This window comes from Giesbergeria giesbergeri, from assembly GCF_054779375.1.
Window position 1 is genome coordinate 129353 of sequence record NZ_BAAGYJ010000003.1, and the last position, 20514, is coordinate 149866.

The window sequence follows — 20514 nt, forward strand, 5'->3', positions numbered from 1 at the left end:
CATGCCTCCCTCTGGATCAGAGAGCGGCCAGGCGCTGCTCCAATGCAGCCTTGGTCTCGATCAGTTCCTTAGGCATGTGGTAGGACAGCAGCTCAAAGTGGGCATCGTGCGACTTGAACTCTTCGGCCCAAGCAGCTTTGTCGATGCTGGTCACGGTGTTGAACTGTTCTGCACTGAACTCCAGACCAGTCCAGTTGATTTCGGCATACTGGGGCGCTACGCCAAACATGGTTTCTTCGCCTTGGGCTTGGCCTTCGATACGGTCCAGCATCCACTTGAGTACGCGCATGTTCTCGCCATAACCGGGCCAGACAAACTTGCCCGCTTCGTCCTTGCGGAACCAGTTGACGCAGAAGATCTTGGGCAGGGTGTGGCCTTGCTCTTCGAGCTTGTGTTCCATGTCCAGCCAGTGCTGGAAGTAGTCGCTCATGTTGTAGCCACAGAAGGGCAACATGGCAAACGGGTCGCGGCGCACCACGCCTTGGGCACCGAAGGCGGCAGCGGTGGTTTCCGAACCCATGGTGGCTGCCATGTACACGCCCTCCATCCAAGTGCGTGCTTCGGTTACCAGCGGCACAGTGGTGGAGCGGCGGCCACCAAAGATAAAGGCGTCAATGGGCACGCCAGCCGGATCATCCCAGGCGCTGTCCAGTGCTGGATTGTTGGTTGCTGCTACCGTGAAGCGGGCGTTGGGGTGGGCTGCTTTGGCGCCGGTTTCTTTGGCGATGGCGGGAGTCCAGTCTTTGCCTTGCCAGTCGATCAGGTGCTCGGGCATCTTGCCAGCATCTTTTTCCATACCTTCCCACCACACATCGCCATCGTCGGTCAGAGCCACGTTGGTGAAGATGACGTTCTTGTCCAAGCTGGCCATGCAGTTGGGGTTTGTGAGGGTGTTGGTGCCGGGGGCCACGCCAAAGTAGCCGGCTTCGGGGTTGATGGCGTACATCTTGCCATCGGCATGGGGCTTGATCCAGGCGATGTCGTCGCCAATGGTGGTGACGTTCCAGCCGTCAAAGCCTGCTGGGGGCACCAGCATGGAGAAGTTGGTCTTGCCGCAGGCGCTGGGGAAGGCTGCCGCGACATGGTACTTTTTACCTTGGGGGTTGGTGACGCCCAAAATCAGCATGTGCTCGGCCAACCAGCCTTGGTCGCGGCCCATGGTGGAGGCAATGCGCAAGGCCAAGCATTTTTTGCCCAGCAGTGCGTTGCCGCCGTAGCCAGAACCATAAGACCAGATTTCGCGTGTTTCGGGGTAGTGAACGATGTACTTGACCTTGGGGTTGCAGGGCCAAGAGGTTTCGTCTTTTTGGCCTTCGGCCAAGGGCGCGCCCACGGTGTGCATGCAAGGCACAAACTCGCCATCGACGCCCAGCACGTCATACACGGCCTTGCCCATGCGGGTCATGAGCTTTTGGTTGACAGCCACGTAGGCACTGTCGGTCAGTTCAACGCCGATGTGGGCGATGTGGCTGCCCAGCGGGCCCATGCTAAAGGGCACCACATACATGGTGCGACCTTTCATGCAGCCGTCAAACAGCGGTTGCAGGGTGGCGCGCATGTCGGCAGGGGCCATCCAGTTGTTGGTGGGGCCAGCGTCTTCTTTTTTCTCCGAGCAGATGTAGGTGCGGTCTTCGACGCGGGCGACATCGGATGGGTCGGAGCATGCCAAGAAGCTGCCGGGGCGCTTGGCGGGGTTGAGCTTCTTGAAGGTGCCTGCATCGACGAGTTGCTGGCACAGGCGGTCGTATTCTTCCTGTGAGCCATCGCACCAGACGATATTGTTGGGCTTGCACAGAGCAACCATATCGGCCACCCAAGCCAACAGGCGGGCGTTTTTGACGTAAGTGGGGGCGTTGATATTCAAGCCCTGCATGGCGGGTGCATTCATCGGAGGTTTCCTTCAATTGAAAATCGGTTTTTCAAAGGAAACAAACCCGCATGGGCACGGCAGCCACGGCACAGAGAGCGGACGCTGTGCTGCCTTTGAAAAAACGGCTTGGAAGGCACCTACCGCCACACAAGGCAGACCCGGATTGGAACCACCCCGGCGGCTGGGATGACGATTTTATGAAGCTACCCGGTTTTTGTCTGTGCGTTATCTGGGATATTTATGCAAAAAAAGCATAACGTTATGCGCGTGTTTCTGTGTTCTGCTGCCAATCGGTGAAACCGCGTTGGCGCAGCACACAGGCAGGGCATTGACCGCAGCCATAGCCCCAAGGGTGGCGCACATCGCGGTTGCCGTGGTAGCAGGTGTGTGATTGCTCGATCAGGATGTCGATCAGTGCTGTGCCGCCCAGTGTCTGTGCCAGCGCCCAGGTGTGGGCTTTGTCCAGCCACATCAGCGGCGTCTCAAAGGTAAAGCGCCGCCCCATGCCCAATGACACGGCTACCTGTAAAGCCTTGATGGTGTCATCCCGACAGTCGGGATAACCTGAAAAATCGGTTTCGCACATGCCACCCACCAGTGTGTGCAGACTGCGCCTGTAGCCCACGGCAGCTGCCAACTGGAAAAATAGCAGGTTGCGTCCTGGCACAAAAGTATTGGGCAGCCCTGCGGCGGTCATGGCGATTTCGGTGTCGCGTGTCAGGGCGGTATCGCTGATCTGGCCCAGCACAGCCAGATCGATCATGTGATCCTCGCCTAACCGATGGGCCCAGTGTGGAAACTGGGCTCGCAACGCCTGCAACACGTCTTGGCGCGCTTGCAGCTCCACTTGGTGGCGCTGGCCGTAATCAAACCCGATGGTTTCGACATGGGCAAATTGTTCCAGTGCCCATGCCAGGCAAGTGGTGGAGTCTTGACCGCCAGAGAACAAGACCAGTGCATTTCCTTCGCGCATCGACATTCCTTGCGTGGGGTTGCCAGCTGCACACCCCAAAGAAAAGCCCCGCAGATAGCGGGGCCGGATTGATGAAAAAATGGGCAATTTTAGCGATTTACCTGGCAGTGCTGCTCTGAGGTGCTACACCGCTTACCTCAAGGTTGGAGCACTGTCCCTTGCACCATGCCATCCATCAAGAAGTACAGCCGGTGGTCAGTTCCTAGCCACCAGGTTTTGCCTTGTTGTGTACTGGTCAGCATTTCATCACTCATAGGCGTGAGTGCAATATCTGGTGAAAGTACCAGCGCCCCAGTGCCGTGCTGAATACGCACCGAACCGTCTGTTTGTGTTTGCAGTTCAACCTGTGGCAACGCCTGCTGAAGGATGGCATGCAATTGCACACCATCGACAAAAGCTGGATGCAGCGTTTGCACCCGCCGTTGCGCATCGGTATACAACAGACGGCCCGAGGCATCCAGCATAAAACTGGCAGGAGTGGCAGCGGTGTTGGTCGATTGCAGCCAGTCTGGGCGCAACACCCAGGTAGTCGTGCCGATGGATGCCATCAGGCTGCCGCTGCTATGCAAAGTCAGGTGTGCCTGTGTTCCCCACTGCGCCACCTGTGCTGCCAATTGTGGCAAGTCGGCGATAGCAGGAACCAAGGTGATCACCACGCCATTGATTGCTACTTCCAAACCACCCGAGGCATGTGCCGTCACGCCATAAGGACGTGTAGCGTCGATACGGATGGGCCCCACAGGCAACGCATGGATGCTGCCTTGCGGAGTGGTCAGATGCAGATTGCCCCATGGGTTTTGGGCTGTGCTGGTCACCGTGGTGCCGATAGCATCGGTCAATGCGCGTTCTACATGCTGGTACAGCGCCAAAGTGGGATCCAGTCGTGCTGACAAGCCATTGAGACGGGGCACAAATGCATTGACGGTGAGGGGAGCAACTGGAGCCAGCACTAAAGCATCTCCGGGTTGTCCGCCATCGTGATTGAGAGACCCTAGCCAATGTCCTAGCCAGTGGCCCTGATCATCCAAGCTGGCCCATTCACCGGTCATCACCACAGTCACATCAGATGCACTGGGTGCCGCCGACATGGTGGCTGCCAGCGTTCTGGCTGCGTGGCGGGCAGAGGCCCCACCACCTTGCGCTCCTGTGGACACGCTTCCCTGAGTGGGTGCAAAGTGCAAGGTATCTGTGTGGCGGCTGATTTGGATCTGCACCTGGGCTGCATGGGCGTTCAGCACCCCTCCACCTGGCAATGCCAGTAGTGGTTGCCCTATCCCGGCCGTGGTTGTCAAGGTGAGTTGACCACTCGTTATTTGCAATACCGGTGTAGGTAGTCCATTGATGAACAAAATAGTGACTCTGAGCGTGGTCGCCTGCTGGGTTTGCAATTGCAGAGCCACATTGCCAATCACCACTTCTACAGGGGACGCACTTAAGATGCCCGCTGGTAGTTCCAAGGTGGCGCCTTGGGCCGTGTTGCCACTAGGAATCAGAACACGGCTGCCCCCGGCAACCTGTACTACTCCCGCACCATTCAGCGTGGCAGTTTGACCACTGACAATTTGGCCGCTTTGCCCACCTCCAATCGTGACTGGAGCTGGTGCTGGAGCTGGTGCTGGAGCTGGAGCTGGAGCTGGTGCTGGTGCTGGTGCTGGTGCTGGTGCTGGTGCTGGTGCTGGTGCTGGTGCTGGTGCTGGTGCTGGTGCTGGTGCTGGTGCTGGTGCTGGTGCTGGTGCTGGTGCTGGTGCTGGTGCAATAGGACTGTAGAGACCAGTGACCAATGCATACTGTGTATTGCTGGAGAACCCTGTGACCGCTTGGCCTGCCGTTGCTTGAATGTGCAGCGTCTGGGCGGCAAGAGATTGGGCCGCCACCAATGTGACTAAAGCGGCACCCCATGAGGGGCGAAGACTAGCGTACCGGCTGGAATTTGTGAGAGAGGTAGGAGTGGACATGGTCTGCAACAACCCTCTTTATTCCCGGGTGGGGTAAATACCTTCTAACGCAATGATGTAGTTGATCGTCAGGTAAGGAGGCATGGTGGAGACGGGGGCACTGTTGCCTGCTATGCCAATGCTGGTGGGGTTTAACGTGGTGCTTGCACCTTCGGTGCTGTAGATGCCAGCGTTCTGGGCAACAGCCAATACCTTGTCGGTGCCACTTTGGCTGGTCGTGGCCGCATTGCTGCTCACATTCAGTGAATGGTTGTGTGCGGGCAGTTGTGTGCTGTTGAGCGTGACGTATGTCTGACCGCCCGTGCTGCCAAGGTTGGCATTTAACGAGCCTCCTACGCCTATGGGCACCCTTCCCTGCAGGTTGGGCAGCGCAAAAGTGGTTTGCCCGTTGCCCCCGTAGGTGGTGCCTAGGATGCTGAAAAGCGCCGGGTTCTGTGCAATGGACATGATTTGCCCTTGAGCCAAGGCCCAACCACGGGGGGCAAAGTTGCCCGTAAACATCCGGATCTCACCAAGGAATTGCTCTTGAGCATACGCAGGTGCCCCTAGGCCCACGGCGAATAAGAGTGCGCTACAAGCAGTGGCTTGGCGAATTTTCTGCAAAGTGGAGTTTTTCATGATGAAGGTCGTGGGTCTTGTTCTTAGAGCGCCGCTACAAAGCACATGGAGCCTTGGGTTTCGATGGTGTCGAGCCAACCGGCACTCCAGGTAGTGCCATTGGTCGTTTTGCCGGTACTGGTAATGGCTCTAGAGCGGCCCGTGCTGGTGCGTGCATCAACCAGCAGGCTGTAGTTGGTGCTGTTAAAAGCGTTGGTAAAGCCGATGGTGTAGTTGGAACCGTTGCGACTGACGGTGTAGCCTGTGCCATTGACCGAGGTGAGGCTGCCATCAAAACAGCCATGCACCACGGTGGTTAGCCCTGTCGTACCACCACCACTGCCTGCCGGGCCTGCGGGCCCCATGGGGCCCGTAGCTCCTTGAACCCCTTGTATGCCTTGCACTCCGTTGCATACATAACGCGTAGTGACAACTTCTGCGGCGTCCAACGTCGCGTTGGCGTTGCTATCGTTGCCAGCATCGACCTTTACCCCTCCTGTTGCACAGTTGGCTCCTGCCACTTCCGTGCTTATTTTGAGTAAGGCATTGCTTCCTGCATTGCCAGCAGGCCCTATTGGACCTGCAAGGCCCGTGGCGCCTATGGGGCCTTGCGGCCCGGCTGGGCCTACAGAGCCGGCGGCCCCTGCAGGCCCGGCGGCTCCGGTGGCACCTGTTGGGCCTTGCGGGCCGATGGCTCCGGCCGGCCCTGCGGTGCCCACGGGGCCTTGTGCTCCGTTACACACATAGCGTGTCACAGTGACTTCATCGACATCCAGTGTGTTGTTGCCATCTGCATCACTGCCTGCTTCTACCTTGGTTCCCCCCACAGCACAGTGGATGCCCACAGGTTCTGTGGTGAGCTGCACCAAAGCATTGGCACCTGCGGCACCTGAGCTACCTGCGGGGCCAGTGGCCCCTTGGGCTCCCGCAGGGCCAGCGGGGCCAGTAGCGCCAACAGCACCCTGTGCTCCTGCAGGGCCAGCCGGGCCTGCGGGGCCAGTGGCACCAGGAGTCCCAGGTACAAGACCACAAGCCCAACCCGAGACGTTGCGCAGGAGCGTTTCACCGGCTGCACAGTTTTCACCCAATTTACTGGCGGTGATAGCACCATCCATGACGGTATTGGCACTGAGTGCATTCAGAGCATAGGGTGCACTGGTCAGTGGCTGGCGTGGGAGCAGTTCGGTGCCACCATTCACTGTTACGCCCAAGTAATAGGGGGTGTCAAATGGCAAAGTCAGTGGGGTGATACTGCCCAATGGCACAGCAAATACGCCATTGCTGACATTGGTGTTGGTATGTGTCTCACTCCACAAGGCAGTGCCTCCACTGGCGGTGGTGTACAAACTGATTTGGAGTGTGGTGGTGCCCGTCAGTGGTGAGCCGCCCGTTTGTGTCAGGTGGCCTTGGTAGGCGATGGTGGCTGGAATGCCTGCTGATGCTATGGGAACTGTACCCAATGCAAATGCAGTAGTGGTACACGCTAGCCAAATGCGCCAACGCTCAGATGAATACAGGGGGAACATGCGCTTTCCTCAAAAGTGATACGCACAGGCCGTCCTGCTAATGAACCAGCCGTTGCGTTATCTGAAAAGCGTATCAGTCCCCTAGGGGCGATGTACACAAAAGAATTGCACCAAGATGTTGGCTGCTTGGTGCCTTTGGTTTTACTCGGCTGCGGTGTCGGATGCTGCTGTTTTGGCCGCTCGGCTGCGGGCGCTGTGCAGGGAGCGCACCACGGTGTTGATGTCCATGCCATACATGTCGGCAAAGGCTTGTACGGTTTTTTGGCCGCTGGCTTCAAAGGTACGCAGCAGGGCTTCTTCGCGGGCCATCTTGGCAGATAGATCGTTCAATGCTTGGTCTAGCAGGGCATTGGCCGCGTCGTCGCGGGTGCGTACGCGCTCGGCGTAGTCTTCTCGTGACAGGCCGCTGGTTTCGATATTGGCGACGATGCGCGCACACAGTTTGGCTGTCAGTTCTGGGTGGTTTTGCCCTTGGCGGCGGCGGTACACCTCAAGCAGTGCATAGTGGATGTGTTCGGGTGCCATAGCTTCCACGGGCTGACCTTGTAGATCGTGGCGTGGCTGGCCTGTGGCCACGCTTTGCAGGTAGCGGGTGGAGCGCGTGTGCAGCCCCAAAGCTTGCTTGAGGGCTTCGCGTTCAAACAGGTCGGGGTGGGCTGCCACCATATCTTGAAAGATGCCCCGCTTCAGGGGGCGAAACACTGCACCAAAAAGCTGTGGATAGAGCTCTGCCAGTTTTTGCAAGGTTGGGGGGACTGGGCGTGGCGCGCGGCGGGTCGATTCGGTAGCGCCAGATGGTGTGGCCGCCGGTGCCGTGGTGGCTGTGGGGTTGCGGTCTGTGGTGCCACGTTTGCCCCGGCGGGTGCGAGGGCGTCGGGGCGCAGCAGCCTGGGCGTTGCCAGCGGCAGCCTCCACAGGCTGGGCGGTGGCGGCTGCCACCTCTGCGGCAGGAGCGGGAGCCACAGGAGAGGACGAGGTAGAGGCTGCGGGCACGGAATCGGTCATGGAAGAAATCGGTCAGATCAAAGTCAAAGTGTCGAATGATGCCAGCCTCGGGCCAACATCGGGCGGGGGGAGGGCCATCAGGCCGTGGGGGGCGGGGGTGCCGAGGCTACTGTATGGGTGGTGGCAGCGGATGTGTCTGCTTGTAGGCGGCGCGAGGGCTGTAACAGACAGGCACGGTCTATCCACAACGGTGGTATTGCCAGCGTGAGCAAGATCAGAGCCAATGGCACTACCGAGACAAAGCCCAAATTCTTGAAGCCCCATGCCCCCACAATGCCACCGACTAAAAACATCCCTAACAGCCCGACAAACAAGCGCAGACGCTGGCGGTTGGCCCGCACCTGTTGTTCGGGGCGGCGGGCACTGCGGTTCCAGTAGAGCATTTTGCCCAACTCGATGCCCAAATCCGTAATGATCCCTGTCATGTGGGTGGTTCGAATTTGTGAGGAGGACATCTTGGTCACCGTAGCATTCTGTACCCCCATGATGAATGACAGTAGCAACACCGTGACCGGCACCGCAAACGGGGTGTGCCAGTCTAGCGTGATGCTGCCTACCAAACCGAACACCAGCATGAGCAGTGCCTCTATCAGCAGAGGTAGCGCATAGGCGCTGTGCAGACGATGGCGCAGCGACCAGTTGACCAGAATGGCGGTCAGGGCAGCACCGCCAACAAAGGACAACAGTGCTCCCAACGCACTGAGCACCAGCACCATATTGCCAAGCACTAGGTTGTCGGCCAACATGGAGACGAACCCTGTCATGTGCGAGGTGTAGAGCCGCAACACCAAAAAGCCCCCCGCGTTGATGGCGCCCGCATTGAACGCCAATAACAGGCCCAAGCGGCGGTTGCTGATGTCGGTGCGGTGTTGACCTGTCAGGTGGCGAAAGCGGCGCATGGCGAGAGCAGAATCTGGCTGTTGTGGTGTTGCAGCACAGTGGGTAGATGGCGCTCAGTTTGCTGGGGTAGCAAATACCCCGAGCAAGGTTTGAGCGGCCCAGAAGAAGGGGGCTGTTCATGCCGCTGGTGCCAGATTTTGCCCCCACCCTGACCCAGAAAACAACAGCTTGTATGGGGTGTGATGGTCTGGTGGCATCGGCGAAATTATAGGACTGCCTGTTTTGGAAGAAAAAATTGAATTTTGAGAAATGAGCAAGACCCGATTGAAAGATAAATCGATGGTCTCGTTGGATTTTGCCTTTGCGCGGGAATGGTGGTATTTAGAAAGAAATTTCTGCTTCCATGAAGGTGATAGCATTGCCAGACAACAGCACCCGATGGCTCAGTGCTTCGCATATCAGGAGGCCACCGCGTTTGGAAATCTGTTTTGCTCGCAGTTTATTTTTGCCAAGTCGGTGGGCCCAATAGGGTACAAGCGCACAATGTGCAGAACCTGTAACAGGATCTTCTGGAATGCCCAATTTGGGGCAGAAGAAACGACTGACGAAATCTACGTCTGAACCGGGGGCTGTAACGATGATGCCACGCAAGCCAAGTTGACTCAGCAAAGCGTGGTTGGGGGTGATGGCACGAATGGCCTCTTCAGTCTCAAAGACAGCCACATAATCGTCGGCAGCCCTTACTTCGATAGGGCGTATGCCAAGACCCTGAACCAAAATTTCTGAAATATCGCAGGCAACTGGCGGATAGGCAGGAAAATCCATCTGCAAAAGATCGCCGTGCTTTTTTACAAACAGCTCACCGCTGCGTGTTTGAAAGGTAATGGTGGATTGGGCGTAGCCCAGAATGTTGAAAATTACATGGGCCGCGGCCAGTGTGGCATGACCGCAAAGATTGACTTCTTGCACCGGAGTAAACCAACGCAGATGAAATCCTTTGTGATGGGGAACGAAGAAAGCTGTCTCAGATAAATTATTTTCTTCTGCAATGGCTTGGAGCAAATGATCGTCCAGCCAGTGATCCAGTGGGAGCACAGCCGCCGGGTTTCCCTCAAATGCTTTGGTTGCAAACGCATCTACTTGGTATTGTTTGATTTTCATATTCGGTGGATGTGGAAAGAAACCCCAGGCCCGAGTAACCGGCCACTGTGCAAGGCCGCATTTGTGCACAGTGCCCTTACTACGCTGGCTCGCACCATACTTCCATCTGAGGCCGGTTTAGCCTAGCAGCCATAAAAAAACCCGCCTTGAAGGGCGGGTGAAATGGCCCATGACAGGCCAGAGGAGTTGGTCGCAAAGAAAAGGAGTGCCCCGGCTGTGGCACCACCAGACACCACAGCCGGGCAGGGGCGGCTTACCGGGTGTAAGCCGTCTCGCCGTGGGAGGTGATGTCCAAACCTTCGCGTTCGGCTTCTTCCGATACCCGCAGGCCCACCAACACATCAGCGATCTTGTACGAGACAAACGACACCACACCAGACCAGACGATGGTCAGCAGCACGCCTTCAATCTGCACCCACAGTTGATGGCCCATCGAGAAGGTGTCGGGGGTCAGGCCGCCGGTGCCGCCCAGACTTTGCGAGGCAAACACTGCCGTCAGAATGGCACCCACAATACCGCCCAAGCCATGCACGCCAAAGACGTCAAAGGCATCGTCTACACGCAGCAGACGCTTGAGACCACCCACACCCCAGACGCAGATGGGGCCAACAATCAGGCCCATCACGATGGAGCCCATGGGGCCAACAAAACCAGCAGCCGGTGTAATGCAGACCAGACCAGCCACAGCACCCGAGGCGGCACCCAGCATCGAAGCCTTGCCCTTGTGCAGGGCTTCTACTGCCAACCAAGACAGGGTAGCGGCACCTGTGGCCAAGGTGGTGTTGATAAAGGCCAGACCGGCCGCACCGTTGGCAGCACCGGCAGAACCGGCGTTAAAGCCAAACCAACCCACCCACAGCAGAGAGGCACCCACCATTGTCAAGGTCAGGCTATGGGGGGTCAGGGCTTCTTTGCCGTAGCCAATGCGCTTGCCCACCATGTAGGCGCCCACCAGACCGGCCACACCGGCGTTGATGTGTACCACGGTGCCACCAGCAAAGTCGAGCGCGCCATCTTTAGCCAAGAAACCACCGCCCCAGACCATGTGTGCCACAGGCAGGTAGCTGAAGGTGAACCACAGCACTGCAAAAATCAGCACTGCAGAGAATTTGATGCGTTCGGCAAACGAGCCCACGATCAAAGCCACGGTGATAGCGGCAAAGGTGGATTGGAAGGCTACAAACACATACTCAGGAATCGTAGGCAACAGGCCCGAGAGCGTGTCGGGGGCAATGCCCTTGAGGAACAGTTTGTCCAATCCACCAATGAATAGGCCATCGCCAGTGAATGCCAAGGTGTAGCCATACACAGCCCAGAGCACCGTAATCATCGAGAAGATGACAAACACTTGCACTAGCACCGACAGCATGTTCTTGGAGCGGCCCAAGCCGCCGTAGAACAGGGCCAAGCCTGGGATGATCATCAAAATGACCAACAGGGTCGAGGTGAGCATCCAGGCGGTGTCACCAGAGTTGAGTGTGGGGGCCGGGGCTGCTGCAGCCTCAGGGGCCGCAGCTGCTTCAGCCACGGGAGCCGGGGCTGCTGCTGGAGCTGCTACGGCAGCGGCTGGCTCGGCGCTGGCAGTGGCAGCAGGAGCCACCACAGCCGCAGGCTCGGGGGCTGCCGCAGTTTGGGCAGAAGCGGGCAGCGCACTGACCAGCACACCCAAACCCAGCAAAACGGAGGCAAGTAGTTTTTTCATGGCAATCTCTCGCTATGGGGGTGGCCCTAGAGGGCTTCCGGGCCGGTTTCGCCAGTGCGGATACGAACCACCTGCTCTAGGGGCGAGACAAAAATCTTGCCGTCGCCAATCTTGCCGGTGCGGGCTGCGGTCTCGATGGCCTCGATGGTGCGCTCGACCAGATCGTCAGCAATGGCTGCTTCGAGCTTGACCTTGGGCAGGAAGTCGACCACGTATTCGGCACCCCGATACAGTTCGGTGTGGCCCTTTTGCCGGCCAAAGCCCTTGACCTCGGTCACTGTGATGCCTTGCACGCCGATGTCCGAGAGCGCCTCGCGCACCTCGTCGAGCTTGAAGGGCTTGATGATGGCAGTCACCATTTTCATCGGTTTTTCTCCAGAAAAAGGGCGCGCCGGGGCGCCCACGGGGGTTATGGGGTTAGAGCGTCTTGGTCAGAGTGACGAGCAGACGGGCCTTGTTGACATCGCCAAAATAGGCTTTCTTGTTGGCACCCACTACAGCAGCACCCAGCGACAGGCCACTGCCCAAGTCATAGGCACCACCCACGCTGTAGTCCACATAGTTGGGAACGCCCAAATCTTTGATGTCGCTGGAGAAGCGAGTAAAGCCCACCGAGGCCTTGAAGGTGACGCTGGGCATCACTTCTTTGGCAAAGGCCACGTTCAGGTAGCCAGTGTTGCGGCCCCGATTGCCAGAGCCTTTGGCACCAGCCCAGCCGAAATAGTCTTTAGAGACGGTGTGCGAGTATTTGGCGGTGACGGGGCCAAAAGTGGCAGCACCGTAGAGTTCGGTGGTGTTGCCCACGCTGTTGCCCGGATACAAATAGGCCAGCGCCCCTACGTCCATATCGACATCACCTGCCTTGAACTTGTAGCCGCCGTACACGTCCACTTCCAGCGAGTTGCCGTTGAGCCAGTCTACGCTGGAGTTCCAGTTGCCGACATACCAGCCGGTGTCACCAAAGGCATAGTCAAAACCACCTTGCAGCGCAGGCTTGACGGCTTTGCTGCGGCTGGCGTCCTGATCTTGACCACGGAACTTATAGTTGGTGGTCAGGCTCAGGTTGCCGGTGACTTGGGCGCTGGCCAGCAGGGGCAGCGCGCAGGCCAAAGCGACGCCGAGGGTTTTGAGGGATGCTGCAATCATGGTTCCTCCAGTGGGGATGGTTGAATGGTTCGGTACTCTCCAAGCACAGAGCGTGCCAACTTGCCTGACTTCCAAGGGGCGATGGTGGGCAGTAGCCGCCACTGTTGCAGTGACAATATGGCAACGCCAAGATGGATGCACTTTTTTGGTGCAGTCCGATGCTGCCGTTGGGGGGCAAGATCTGGCCCTACCGCACCTGTCTGGGGAGAATGAGCAAATGAGTCTTGCGCTAGTGCAAAGTCGTGCCCTGTTGGGCTTGCAGGCTCCACCTGTGACGGTGGAGGTGCATCTGGCCAATGGCCTGCCCAGTTTCACGTTGGTGGGGCTGGCAGATGTGGAGGTTAAAGAGGCCCGAGAGCGTGTGCGTTCGGCGCTCCAGAATGCGGGGCTGGAGTTTCCGCACAACAAGCGCATTACGGTCAATCTGGCCCCGGCAGACTTGCCCAAAGATTCGGGGCGGTTTGATTTGCCCATTGCTTTGGGCATCTTGGCTGCCAGTGGCCAAATTGATGCTGCGCGGCTGGCAGGGTATGAGTTTGCGGGCGAGTTGTCGCTATCGGGCCAATTGCGGCCTGTGCGGGGGGCATTGGCCACCAGTTTGGCTTTGCATACCGGGCAGGTGCAGGCGCGGCTGGTATTGCCGCCGGGCAGCGCCGAGGAGGCGGCGTTGGTGCCCCATGCCCAGGTCTACCGTGCGCGCCATTTGCTGGATGTGGTGCAACAGTTTTTGCCGCAGGGCAGCGTGCCCCCTGCTGAGGGCGAGGGGTGGGCACGCATGGGTGCCCAGCCTGTACAAGGTGAGGCTGTGGGTGCAGATTTGGCCGACGTCAAAGGACAGGTGGGTGCCCGCCGGGCGCTGGAAATTGCGGCTGCCGGGGGGCACAGTTTGTTGCTGTTGGGGCCGCCAGGCTCGGGCAAATCGATGCTGGCGCAGCGTCTGGCGGGGGTGTTGCCCGCCATGTCGGTCGATGAAGCCTTGCAAAGTGCTGCGGTAGCCAGTTTGGCGGGGCGCTTTGCGCTGGAACGCTGGGGGCAGCGCCCCACCTGCAGCCCACACCACACAGCCAGTGCGGTGGCACTGGTGGGCGGAGGCTCGCCACCGCGTCCAGGCGAGATCTCGCTGGCTGATCATGGGGTTCTGTTTCTGGATGAGTTGCCCGAGTTCTCGCGCACGGCCCTAGAGGCGCTGCGCGAACCGCTGGAGAGCGGACAAATCACGATTGCCCGTGCAGCCCAGCGGGCGCAGTTTCCCGCCCGTTTTCAATTGGTCGCAGCCATGAACCCCTGCCCCTGCGGTTATCTGGGGGCAGCCCACCGCGCCTGCCGCTGCACCCCAGATCAGGTGGCCCGTTATCAGGGCAAGCTCAGTGGCCCTTTGCTCGATCGTATTGATCTGCATGTGGAAGTGCCGACATTGCCTGCACAAGACCTCTTGGGCACGCCATCGGGCGAATCCAGTGCCGCAGTGCGGGCGCGCGTGGTGCAGGCGCGGGGTCGGGCGGTACAACGCCAGGGGTGTACCAACCAAGCATTGCAGGGGCAGGCGATAGACACACATTTGCTGCTAGAGCCTGCGGCGGCCCAATTTCTGCAACAGGCTGCCGCCCGGTTGGGCTGGTCGGCACGGGCCATGCACCGTGCCCTGCGGGTGGCCCGCACCATTGCCGATTTGGCCGGGGCGCAGCATACCCAAGTCGGTCATGTGGCAGAAGCCATGCAGTACCGGCGCGGGATGCACCACTGATGTGCCGTGGTAGTTTTGCCGTGGTGCTTTGGCTCGCCCCTGTGCATACTGCTTTTTCATCGCCTGATTGGATGTGTTTTTGAACCATGACGCCTGTCTCTTCTCCCCCACCAGGAACCGTATCCACTGAGGTGGTCGCCATTGACTGGCCCTTGCCGCCCGGTGGCGGCTATGTCCATGCCCCAGCCAGCCCCGAAGGGTTGAGTTGCCACATGGAGGCGATCAATGGGCAGGTGCGCAGCCTGTTGCTGGTGTCGGCCAATGAGGCCGGACGGTTTTTTCTGGTGCAGTAGCCCCCAGCACGCACCACCATGACCCTGCGCTTTGCGATGGTGCGTCGCCTGTGGTTGAGCAAGACGCTGCAAGCAACCACGGCCACGCCAGCGATAGACCGGCCCAGTCGCTTCTTGTTGACTCTGCGCCATGCTGATTTGGTGCAGGGCCAAACCGTGGGGCATGTAGAAAACGGTATGGGCTTGTTTTTGTTTCAGCCTTTGGAGGGGAATGGGCCGCTGGAATGTGTTTTTTACCCCCGCGAGGCCTATCAGAAGGTGCAATGGTTGGAGCCGGTGCCAGAAGCGGCCAGCCCCACGCCCGAACCTGTAGCTGCTGCACCTTCTGCACCGCCAGCACCAACCCCAGCACAGGAGGAGCCAACCTCCCTGTCCTCCTCGTTGTCGGGCAATGCAATTGTCGATCCCGAGCAACTCTTGGTGGCACTGGAGCAGCAGGCCCGTATGCCAGTGGTTCGCATTGGTGAGGCCTTGACGGCGCTGGGGCTGGTGACCAGAGAACAGTTGGCCGATGTGCTGGAGAAGCAAAAAACCGAGCGTGGCGCCCCATTGGGCGAGATGCTGGTGCAAAGCGGTCAGATTTCGCGCGAAGACTTGCAGATGGCACTGGTGCGCAAGATGGGCTACCCGGTCGTGGATGTGGCCCGGTTCCAAATCCATGCCGAGGCGCTGAAAAAAGTACCGTTTGCGATGGCCCAGCGTTTGCATGTCTTGCCATTGCTGCAACGTCCGGGACTGCTGGTGGTTGCCGCAGAAGACCCCTCCTTGCGTTCCACCATTGATGCACTGGAGTTCCTGACCCAGTCGCGTGTGTTGGCCGCGTTGGCCGGGGCGGTTCAACTGGCAGAACTGATTCAGCCCAGCTACGCGCATGCGGGGTTAGACACTTCTGGGGGCCAGACTGGGGGGCGGCCCCAAGAACAGGTTGTACCGGTGTCGGCCAGCGAATTGCGTGCCTCTTTGGAGCTGGACAGCAGCCAAGAGGAAGACACCGCAGACGTTGCGCCCCAGATCACCCAGACCGATAACTCACTGGTGCGACTGATCAACACCATGATCATCGATGCACAAAAGCAGGGCGTCTCGGACATCCACATCGAAACCTACCCCGGCAAGCGCAAGATACGAATTCGCTTTCGGCGCGATGGTGTGCTGGCACCTTACATGGAGTTGCCACACACTTACCGTTCGGCCTTGGTGGCCCGCATCAAGATCATGTGCGAATTAGACATCTCGGAGCGGCGCAAGCCCCAAGATGGCAAGATCAATTTCAACAAGTTTTCCAGCGGTCACCATTTGGAGTTGCGGGTAGCGACCATTCCTACCCAGGCCGGTGCCGAAGATGTGGTGCTGCGTTTGTTGTCATCGGCCAAGCCCGTAAGCCTCTCTGCTTTGGGGCTGTCACCCGCCAACCACCGCCAATTGACCGAGGCCGTAGAGCGTCCTTATGGCATGGTGCTGTGCGTTGGCCCCACAGGCTCTGGCAAGACCACGACGTTGCATTCGGTGTTGCAACACCTCAACACCCCCGAGCGCAAAATTTGGACGGCTGAAGACCCGGTAGAAATCACCAATCCCGATCTGCGCCAGGTGCAGGTCAATCCTAAAATCGATTGGACTTTTGCCAAGGCGCTGCGCGCCTTCTTGCGTGCCGACCCCGACATCATCATGGTGGGTGAGATTCGCGATCAGGAGACTGCCCAGGTCGCTGTGGAGGCTTCGCTCACTGGCCATTTGGTGCTCAGCACCCTGCATACCAACAGCGCCCCCGAGACCATTATCCGCTTGCTGGATATGGGCATGGACCCTTTCAATTTTGCCGACTCGTTGCTGGCTGTGCTGGCCCAACGGCTGGCCCGCAAGTGGTGTCCACAATGCAAACGCACCGAGGTGGCCGATGAGGATTACATCCAGACGCTGCTGCACGAGTATCTGCGCTCCTTTCCCGAGGCCTTGCGTCCTGACCCAGAAGCACAGCGAGCGCAATGGTTGCACCAGTATGGCCATAACGATCAGTTGCTGCGCGCCCATGCCCCTGGTTGTGTCCATTGCCACCACACGGGCCTGAGTGGGCGTTTGGGGCTGCACGAGCTGCTGCTGGTGGTACCCGAGGTGCGCCACTGCATTCAGCAACGCGCCCGCCCAGAAGCGATTCAGCAGGCGGCTATGCAGCACAGCCACTTTCGTACCCTGCGTCAAGATGGGATTGAGAAAGTGCTGGCAGGCCTGACCAGCCTAGAAGAGGTGCGGGCCAATTGCAATGGCTGACAGGCTAGCTGCTTGGGCCGTCACAATGGCTTGGTTGTTGTTGGATCTACCGATTTTGTTATGACTGTTACCTTTTCTGTTCAACCCCTGCGGGGCGTCCGTATTTTGAGTCTGGCGCTGAACCTGCCTGGCCCCGCCGCGCTGCTGCGCTGTGCGGCGATGGGCGCACAATGCACCAAGCTGGAGCCGCCGCCCCCGCTGGGGCAGCCTACTGCCGACCCTATGGGCCACTACAGCCCAGTGGCCTATGCTGCCTTGCACGATGGTGTGGGGGTATTGCACGCCCACCTCAAGACCAGCGAGGGCCAAGCCGTGCTGCATGCCGCGTTGGCCAACGCCGACGTGCTGCTCACCTCGTTTCGGCCCTCGGCGCTGGACAAGCTGGGGCTGGGCTGGGAGGCACTGCATGCCCGCTACCCCCAGCTGTCGCTGGTGCGCATTGTGGGCGCTACGGGCCAGCGTGCCGAAGAGCCAGGTCACGACTTGACCTACCAAGCCGAAGCGGGGCTGTTGCAAGGCTTGCAGATGCCCCCCACCCTGTTGGCCGACATGGCAGGTAGCTTGGCCGCCAGTGAGGCCGTGTTGCAGGCCCAATTGGCGTGTGCCCAAGATGGACAAGGCGTGTGCTTGGACGTGGGGCTGGCTGAATCGGCCCAATGGATGGCACTGCCCGCCACATGGGGGCTGATGCACGCTGACAGCGACACCGGCGGTGCCCATGCTGGCTACCAGATGTATCCCTGTGCTGATGGCAGGGTTGCCATGGCGGCCTTGGAGCCTCATTTTGCGGCCCGCCTGTGTGAGGCAGCCGGTCTGCCCCCGCAAGGTGATGCTGCCACTTTGCGCACGGCCAGCACCCATGCGGCTATTGCCCAGTTTGTGGCTCCGCAGACCCGTGCCCAACTGCAAGTGCTGGCACACGACAAAGATATTCCGCTTTACACCCTGCCTTGATGGGGGGCGGATGGTGGTGGGGCCAGAGGGTGTGGCCCATGCCCGCTTTGCTTGCGATGGCGCGGCGTGCAGACTCACTCAAACGGCTTGGGCCGTGGGGTTTGGTCGCTGGAAGGGGGCAAAATGGGCAGCGTGAGCTGGGGTTGTTTGCCGGTCAGGGTTCTCAAAAAGGCCACGATGTCGGCATTTTCTGCCGGGGTAAACGTCTTGCCCAGTTGCAGGCGTCCCATGGTGTCCACTGCTTCACTCAAGGTGTCGGCAGCCCCATCATGAAAATACGGATAGGTCAGTGCCACATTGCGCAGTGTTGGCACTTTGAAGTTGAAGCGGTCGGCGTCCTTGCCGGTCACTCCGGCGCGACCTTCAGCGGGGTTGTCGGTTTTGTAAGGCTCCACAATGCCCATTTTTTGGAATGAGTTGCCGCCCACATTCACGCCGTTGTGGCACGCCACACAACCACTGGCCTTGAAGGTTTGATAGCCGCGCAGTTCTTGTGCATTCAGTGCCTTTTTGTTGCCCTTGAGCCATTGGTCAAAGCGTGCATCGGGTGTGACCAGCGTTTCTTCAAAAGCAGCAATGGCCAGTGTGACTTCGTCAATGCTGAGCTTGTCGGTGCTAAACACCTTTTTAAATTCGCTCACGTACTCTGGAATGGATCGCAACAGGTCTACGGCCAGATCGTGGGTGAATGCCATCTCGCCAGGGTTGGCAATGGGGCCACCGGCCTGCTCGCGCAAGTCTTTGGCGCGCCCGTCCCAGAACTGGGCCAGATTGAGGCTGGAGTTGAGCACTGTGGGCGAGTTGATCGGGCCTTTTTGCCATTTGTCGCCAATAGATGTTTTGAGGTTGTCTGAGCCACCCATGCTCAGGTTGTGGCAGGAGTTGCACGAGATAAAGCCTGAACGCGACAGACGCGGATCAAAAAACAGCTTTTTGCCCAACTCCACTTTGGCCGGATGCGTCACCTTGGCTGCTGGGACAGGCTGTATCGGTTCTGGGGCCATGTCTTTGGCTTGGACGGCCCCCATAGCCAGCAGGGCTGTGGTGGTTAGCCCTCCCAGAATGGCACGGAAAGTAGAACGCTGTTTCATGATGCACCCCTTTGTCTGGCACAGACAAGGAATAGCCTGCTTCACCCCACCAGCACTTTGCTTGCAAAGGCGTAGACCATCCCCAAAATTGCATTCTGAAAACAATGGGGTGGGCAGACCTTGATGCACCTCAACAAAGTGGGCCATCTCCGGGCTCTACCGCCACGGGCACTCTGGGGGCCAGCGCGCACATTAGCTCATAGCCCACGGTGCCTGCAGCCTGGGCCACTTCGTCAATGGGCAGCACGGTGCCATTGGTGGCGCGCCCCCACAGCGTCACTTCGCTGCCCAAGTCCACCGGCCCACCAGCGGCCAACACGGGGGTCAGATCCACCGTCAACATATCCATACTGACCCTGCCCACCAGCCGAGTGCGGATGCCGTTGACCAGCACTGGCGTGCCTGTAGGGGCATGGCGCGGATAGCCATCGGCATAGCCACAGGCGGCTACGCCAATTTGCATTGGGCCATTGGCAGTGAAGCAGGAGCCATAGCCCACGGTATCACCCGCTTGGAGTTGCTGCATGCCAATGAGGCGGGTGCCCAAGGTCATGGCGGGCCGCAAATCCCAGTCTTGCAGGCAGTGCTCTGGGTGGTCGGGGGAGCTGCCATAGAGCGCAATGCCTTCGCGCAGCCAGTCGCCACGGGCCAGCACATTCTGGCTGTGGCGCAGCGTAGCAGCACTGTTGCCCAAGGTGCACTCGCCGGGCAGGTCTTGGGTGGCCGTGGCAAAGGTGGCTATTTGGTGGGCGATGCCGCGCGGGCCATCGGCATCACTGAAGTGGGTCATAAATGAGATCTCTTCTACCTGTGGCAGAGCATTGAGCCGTGCCCAAGCACTGCGAAAACGCTGTGGCGTAAAGCCCAGCCGGTTCATGCCGGAGTTCATTTTGAGAAACACACGGTGTGGCATCTGTGTCTTGTGTGCGGCCAGCCAGTCGATCTGTGCCTCACAGTGGATGGTGTGCCACAGCCCCAGCCGTGAGCACAACTCCAGATCGCGCGGTTCAAACACACCTTCTAGCAACAAGATTGGGCCACGCCAGCCCAGTTGGCGCACCCGTGCTGCCTCATCCAAGTCGAGCAAGGCAAAGCCATCGGCGGCCCGCAGCCCTTCAAAAACGCGCTCAATGCCGTGGCCGTAGGCATTGGCCTTGACGACGGCCCATAGGCGGGCATCAGCCCCTGCCGTGCGCAGGCGGGCCAAATTGTGTTGCAGAGAAAGGGTATGGATGGTGGCGTGGATAGGGCGCGGCATGGCTGGCACTCAGGGAATATGCGGGGGATTCTGGCACCGCAATGGAACCGCTTGCGTGATATAACCGCCCATCTTTTGCCATTGCAGCCGCCAGCGCCCCCTTTTTTTCTGCACCGGGCCACTGCCTTCGC

General features: G+C 59.2%; 18 protein-coding genes. 5 read left to right on the forward strand and 13 right to left on the reverse strand.

Annotated elements, in window-relative coordinates:
- Positions 1–16: 16 nt before the first annotated feature.
- The 3 genes from ACYVB2_RS08565 to ACYVB2_RS08575 form a co-directional block, all read right to left on the reverse strand.
- Positions 17–1888, reverse strand: a complete 1872-nt coding sequence (locus ACYVB2_RS08565; protein ID WP_382431937.1) for a phosphoenolpyruvate carboxykinase (GTP) — start codon at positions 1886–1888, stop codon at positions 17–19.
- 241 nt (positions 1889–2129) lie between these two features.
- A complete protein-coding gene (queC, locus tag ACYVB2_RS08570) occupies positions 2130–2843 on the reverse strand; it encodes a 7-cyano-7-deazaguanine synthase QueC (RefSeq protein WP_382431935.1) in 714 nt (237 codons plus the stop codon).
- 137 nt (positions 2844–2980) lie between these two features.
- Positions 2981–4300: a hypothetical protein gene (locus ACYVB2_RS08575; RefSeq protein WP_382431933.1), complete on the reverse strand. Its 1320-nt coding sequence runs from the start codon at positions 4298–4300 to the stop codon at positions 2981–2983.
- A 143-nt stretch (positions 4301–4443) separates the two neighbouring features.
- On the opposite strand from ACYVB2_RS08575, the gene ACYVB2_RS08580 reads away from it, so the two are divergent.
- Positions 4444–4602: a hypothetical protein gene (locus ACYVB2_RS08580; RefSeq protein ID WP_460536139.1), complete on the forward strand. Its 159-nt coding sequence runs from the start codon at positions 4444–4446 to the stop codon at positions 4600–4602.
- 214 nt (positions 4603–4816) lie between these two features.
- On the opposite strand, the gene ACYVB2_RS08585 is transcribed toward ACYVB2_RS08580, so the two are convergent.
- The 8 genes from ACYVB2_RS08585 to ACYVB2_RS08620 form a co-directional block, all read right to left on the reverse strand.
- The gene (locus ACYVB2_RS08585; protein WP_382431931.1) at positions 4817–5416 is read right to left on the reverse strand and encodes a phage tail protein; all 600 of its coding nucleotides are present in this window, start codon (positions 5414–5416) and stop codon (positions 4817–4819) included.
- Positions 5417–5439: 23 nt separating this feature from the next.
- Complete coding sequence (locus ACYVB2_RS08590; RefSeq protein ID WP_460536142.1) at positions 5440–6855, reverse strand: DUF7151 family protein; 1416 nt, start codon at positions 6853–6855, stop codon at positions 5440–5442.
- A 207-nt stretch (positions 6856–7062) separates the two neighbouring features.
- Positions 7063–7926 (reverse strand): ProQ/FINO family protein, encoded by an 864-nt coding sequence (locus tag ACYVB2_RS08595; protein ID WP_382431927.1) that lies wholly within the window; start codon positions 7924–7926, stop codon positions 7063–7065.
- Positions 7927–8003: 77 nt separating this feature from the next.
- Positions 8004–8825, reverse strand: coding sequence for a YoaK family protein (locus ACYVB2_RS08600; protein WP_382431925.1), 822 nt, complete (start codon positions 8823–8825; stop codon positions 8004–8006).
- Positions 8826–9147: 322 nt separating this feature from the next.
- Positions 9148–9927 carry a PhzF family phenazine biosynthesis protein gene (locus ACYVB2_RS08605; protein WP_382431923.1) on the reverse strand — a complete coding sequence of 260 codons (780 nt, stop codon included), beginning with the start codon at positions 9925–9927 and terminating at the stop codon, positions 9148–9150.
- Positions 9928–10180: 253 nt separating this feature from the next.
- Positions 10181–11629, reverse strand: coding sequence for an ammonium transporter (locus ACYVB2_RS08610; RefSeq protein WP_382431921.1), 1449 nt, complete (start codon positions 11627–11629; stop codon positions 10181–10183).
- Between the two features lie 26 nt (positions 11630–11655).
- Positions 11656–11994, reverse strand: coding sequence for a P-II family nitrogen regulator (gene glnK, locus ACYVB2_RS08615; protein WP_382431919.1), 339 nt, complete (start codon positions 11992–11994; stop codon positions 11656–11658).
- 52 nt (positions 11995–12046) lie between these two features.
- Positions 12047–12775: a TorF family putative porin gene (locus tag ACYVB2_RS08620; RefSeq protein ID WP_382431917.1), complete on the reverse strand. Its 729-nt coding sequence runs from the start codon at positions 12773–12775 to the stop codon at positions 12047–12049.
- A gap of 217 nt (positions 12776–12992) precedes the next feature.
- Here ACYVB2_RS08620 and ACYVB2_RS08625 point away from each other — a divergent pair, with 217 nt between their 5' ends.
- From ACYVB2_RS08625 to ACYVB2_RS08640, 4 genes are all read left to right on the forward strand, one after another.
- A complete protein-coding gene (locus ACYVB2_RS08625) occupies positions 12993–14519 on the forward strand; it encodes a YifB family Mg chelatase-like AAA ATPase (RefSeq protein WP_382431915.1) in 1527 nt (508 codons plus the stop codon).
- A gap of 86 nt (positions 14520–14605) precedes the next feature.
- Complete coding sequence (locus ACYVB2_RS08630; RefSeq protein ID WP_460536150.1) at positions 14606–14812, forward strand: hypothetical protein; 207 nt, start codon at positions 14606–14608, stop codon at positions 14810–14812.
- 18 nt (positions 14813–14830) lie between these two features.
- Complete coding sequence (locus tag ACYVB2_RS08635; protein WP_460536153.1) at positions 14831–17080, forward strand: GspE/PulE family protein; 2250 nt, start codon at positions 14831–14833, stop codon at positions 17078–17080.
- Between the two features lie 60 nt (positions 17081–17140).
- Positions 17141–18034, forward strand: a complete 894-nt coding sequence (locus tag ACYVB2_RS08640) for a CoA transferase (protein ID WP_382431911.1) — start codon at positions 17141–17143, stop codon at positions 18032–18034.
- A gap of 74 nt (positions 18035–18108) precedes the next feature.
- On the opposite strand, the gene ACYVB2_RS08645 is transcribed toward ACYVB2_RS08640, so the two are convergent.
- Both ACYVB2_RS08645 and alr read right to left on the reverse strand, forming a co-directional pair.
- On the reverse strand, positions 18109–19125 hold the full coding sequence (locus ACYVB2_RS08645; RefSeq protein ID WP_382431909.1) for a cytochrome-c peroxidase: 1017 nt from the start codon (positions 19123–19125) through the stop codon (positions 18109–18111).
- Positions 19126–19255: 130 nt separating this feature from the next.
- Positions 19256–20383, reverse strand: a complete 1128-nt coding sequence (alr, locus tag ACYVB2_RS08650; protein WP_382431907.1) for an alanine racemase — start codon at positions 20381–20383, stop codon at positions 19256–19258.
- Positions 20384–20514: the final 131 nt, after the last annotated feature.

What these genes read in the sequence shown, in the direction of transcription:
- ACYVB2_RS08565 (WP_382431937.1), bottom strand. Translation starts at nt 1,888, where the DNA reads ATGAATGCACCCGCCATGCAGGGCTTGAATATCAACGCCCCCACTTAC.
- queC (WP_382431935.1), bottom strand. Translation starts at nt 2,843, where the DNA reads ATGCGCGAAGGAAATGCACTGGTCTTGTTCTCTGGCGGTCAAGACTCC.
- ACYVB2_RS08585 (WP_382431931.1), bottom strand. Translation starts at nt 5,416, where the DNA reads ATGAAAAACTCCACTTTGCAGAAAATTCGCCAAGCCACTGCTTGTAGC.
- ACYVB2_RS08595 (WP_382431927.1), bottom strand. Translation starts at nt 7,926, where the DNA reads ATGACCGATTCCGTGCCCGCAGCCTCTACCTCGTCCTCTCCTGTGGCT.
- ACYVB2_RS08600 (WP_382431925.1), bottom strand. Translation starts at nt 8,825, where the DNA reads ATGCGCCGCTTTCGCCACCTGACAGGTCAACACCGCACCGACATCAGC.
- ACYVB2_RS08605 (WP_382431923.1), bottom strand. Translation starts at nt 9,927, where the DNA reads ATGAAAATCAAACAATACCAAGTAGATGCGTTTGCAACCAAAGCATTT.
- ACYVB2_RS08610 (WP_382431921.1), bottom strand. Translation starts at nt 11,629, where the DNA reads ATGAAAAAACTACTTGCCTCCGTTTTGCTGGGTTTGGGTGTGCTGGTC.
- glnK (WP_382431919.1), bottom strand. Translation starts at nt 11,994, where the DNA reads ATGAAAATGGTGACTGCCATCATCAAGCCCTTCAAGCTCGACGAGGTG.
- ACYVB2_RS08620 (WP_382431917.1), bottom strand. Translation starts at nt 12,775, where the DNA reads ATGATTGCAGCATCCCTCAAAACCCTCGGCGTCGCTTTGGCCTGCGCG.
- ACYVB2_RS08625 (WP_382431915.1), top strand. Translation starts at nt 12,993, where the DNA reads ATGAGTCTTGCGCTAGTGCAAAGTCGTGCCCTGTTGGGCTTGCAGGCT.
- ACYVB2_RS08630 (WP_460536150.1), top strand. Translation starts at nt 14,606, where the DNA reads ATGACGCCTGTCTCTTCTCCCCCACCAGGAACCGTATCCACTGAGGTG.
- ACYVB2_RS08635 (WP_460536153.1), top strand. Translation starts at nt 14,831, where the DNA reads ATGACCCTGCGCTTTGCGATGGTGCGTCGCCTGTGGTTGAGCAAGACG.
- ACYVB2_RS08640 (WP_382431911.1), top strand. Translation starts at nt 17,141, where the DNA reads ATGACTGTTACCTTTTCTGTTCAACCCCTGCGGGGCGTCCGTATTTTG.
- ACYVB2_RS08645 (WP_382431909.1), bottom strand. Translation starts at nt 19,125, where the DNA reads ATGAAACAGCGTTCTACTTTCCGTGCCATTCTGGGAGGGCTAACCACC.
- alr (WP_382431907.1), bottom strand. Translation starts at nt 20,383, where the DNA reads ATGCCGCGCCCTATCCACGCCACCATCCATACCCTTTCTCTGCAACAC.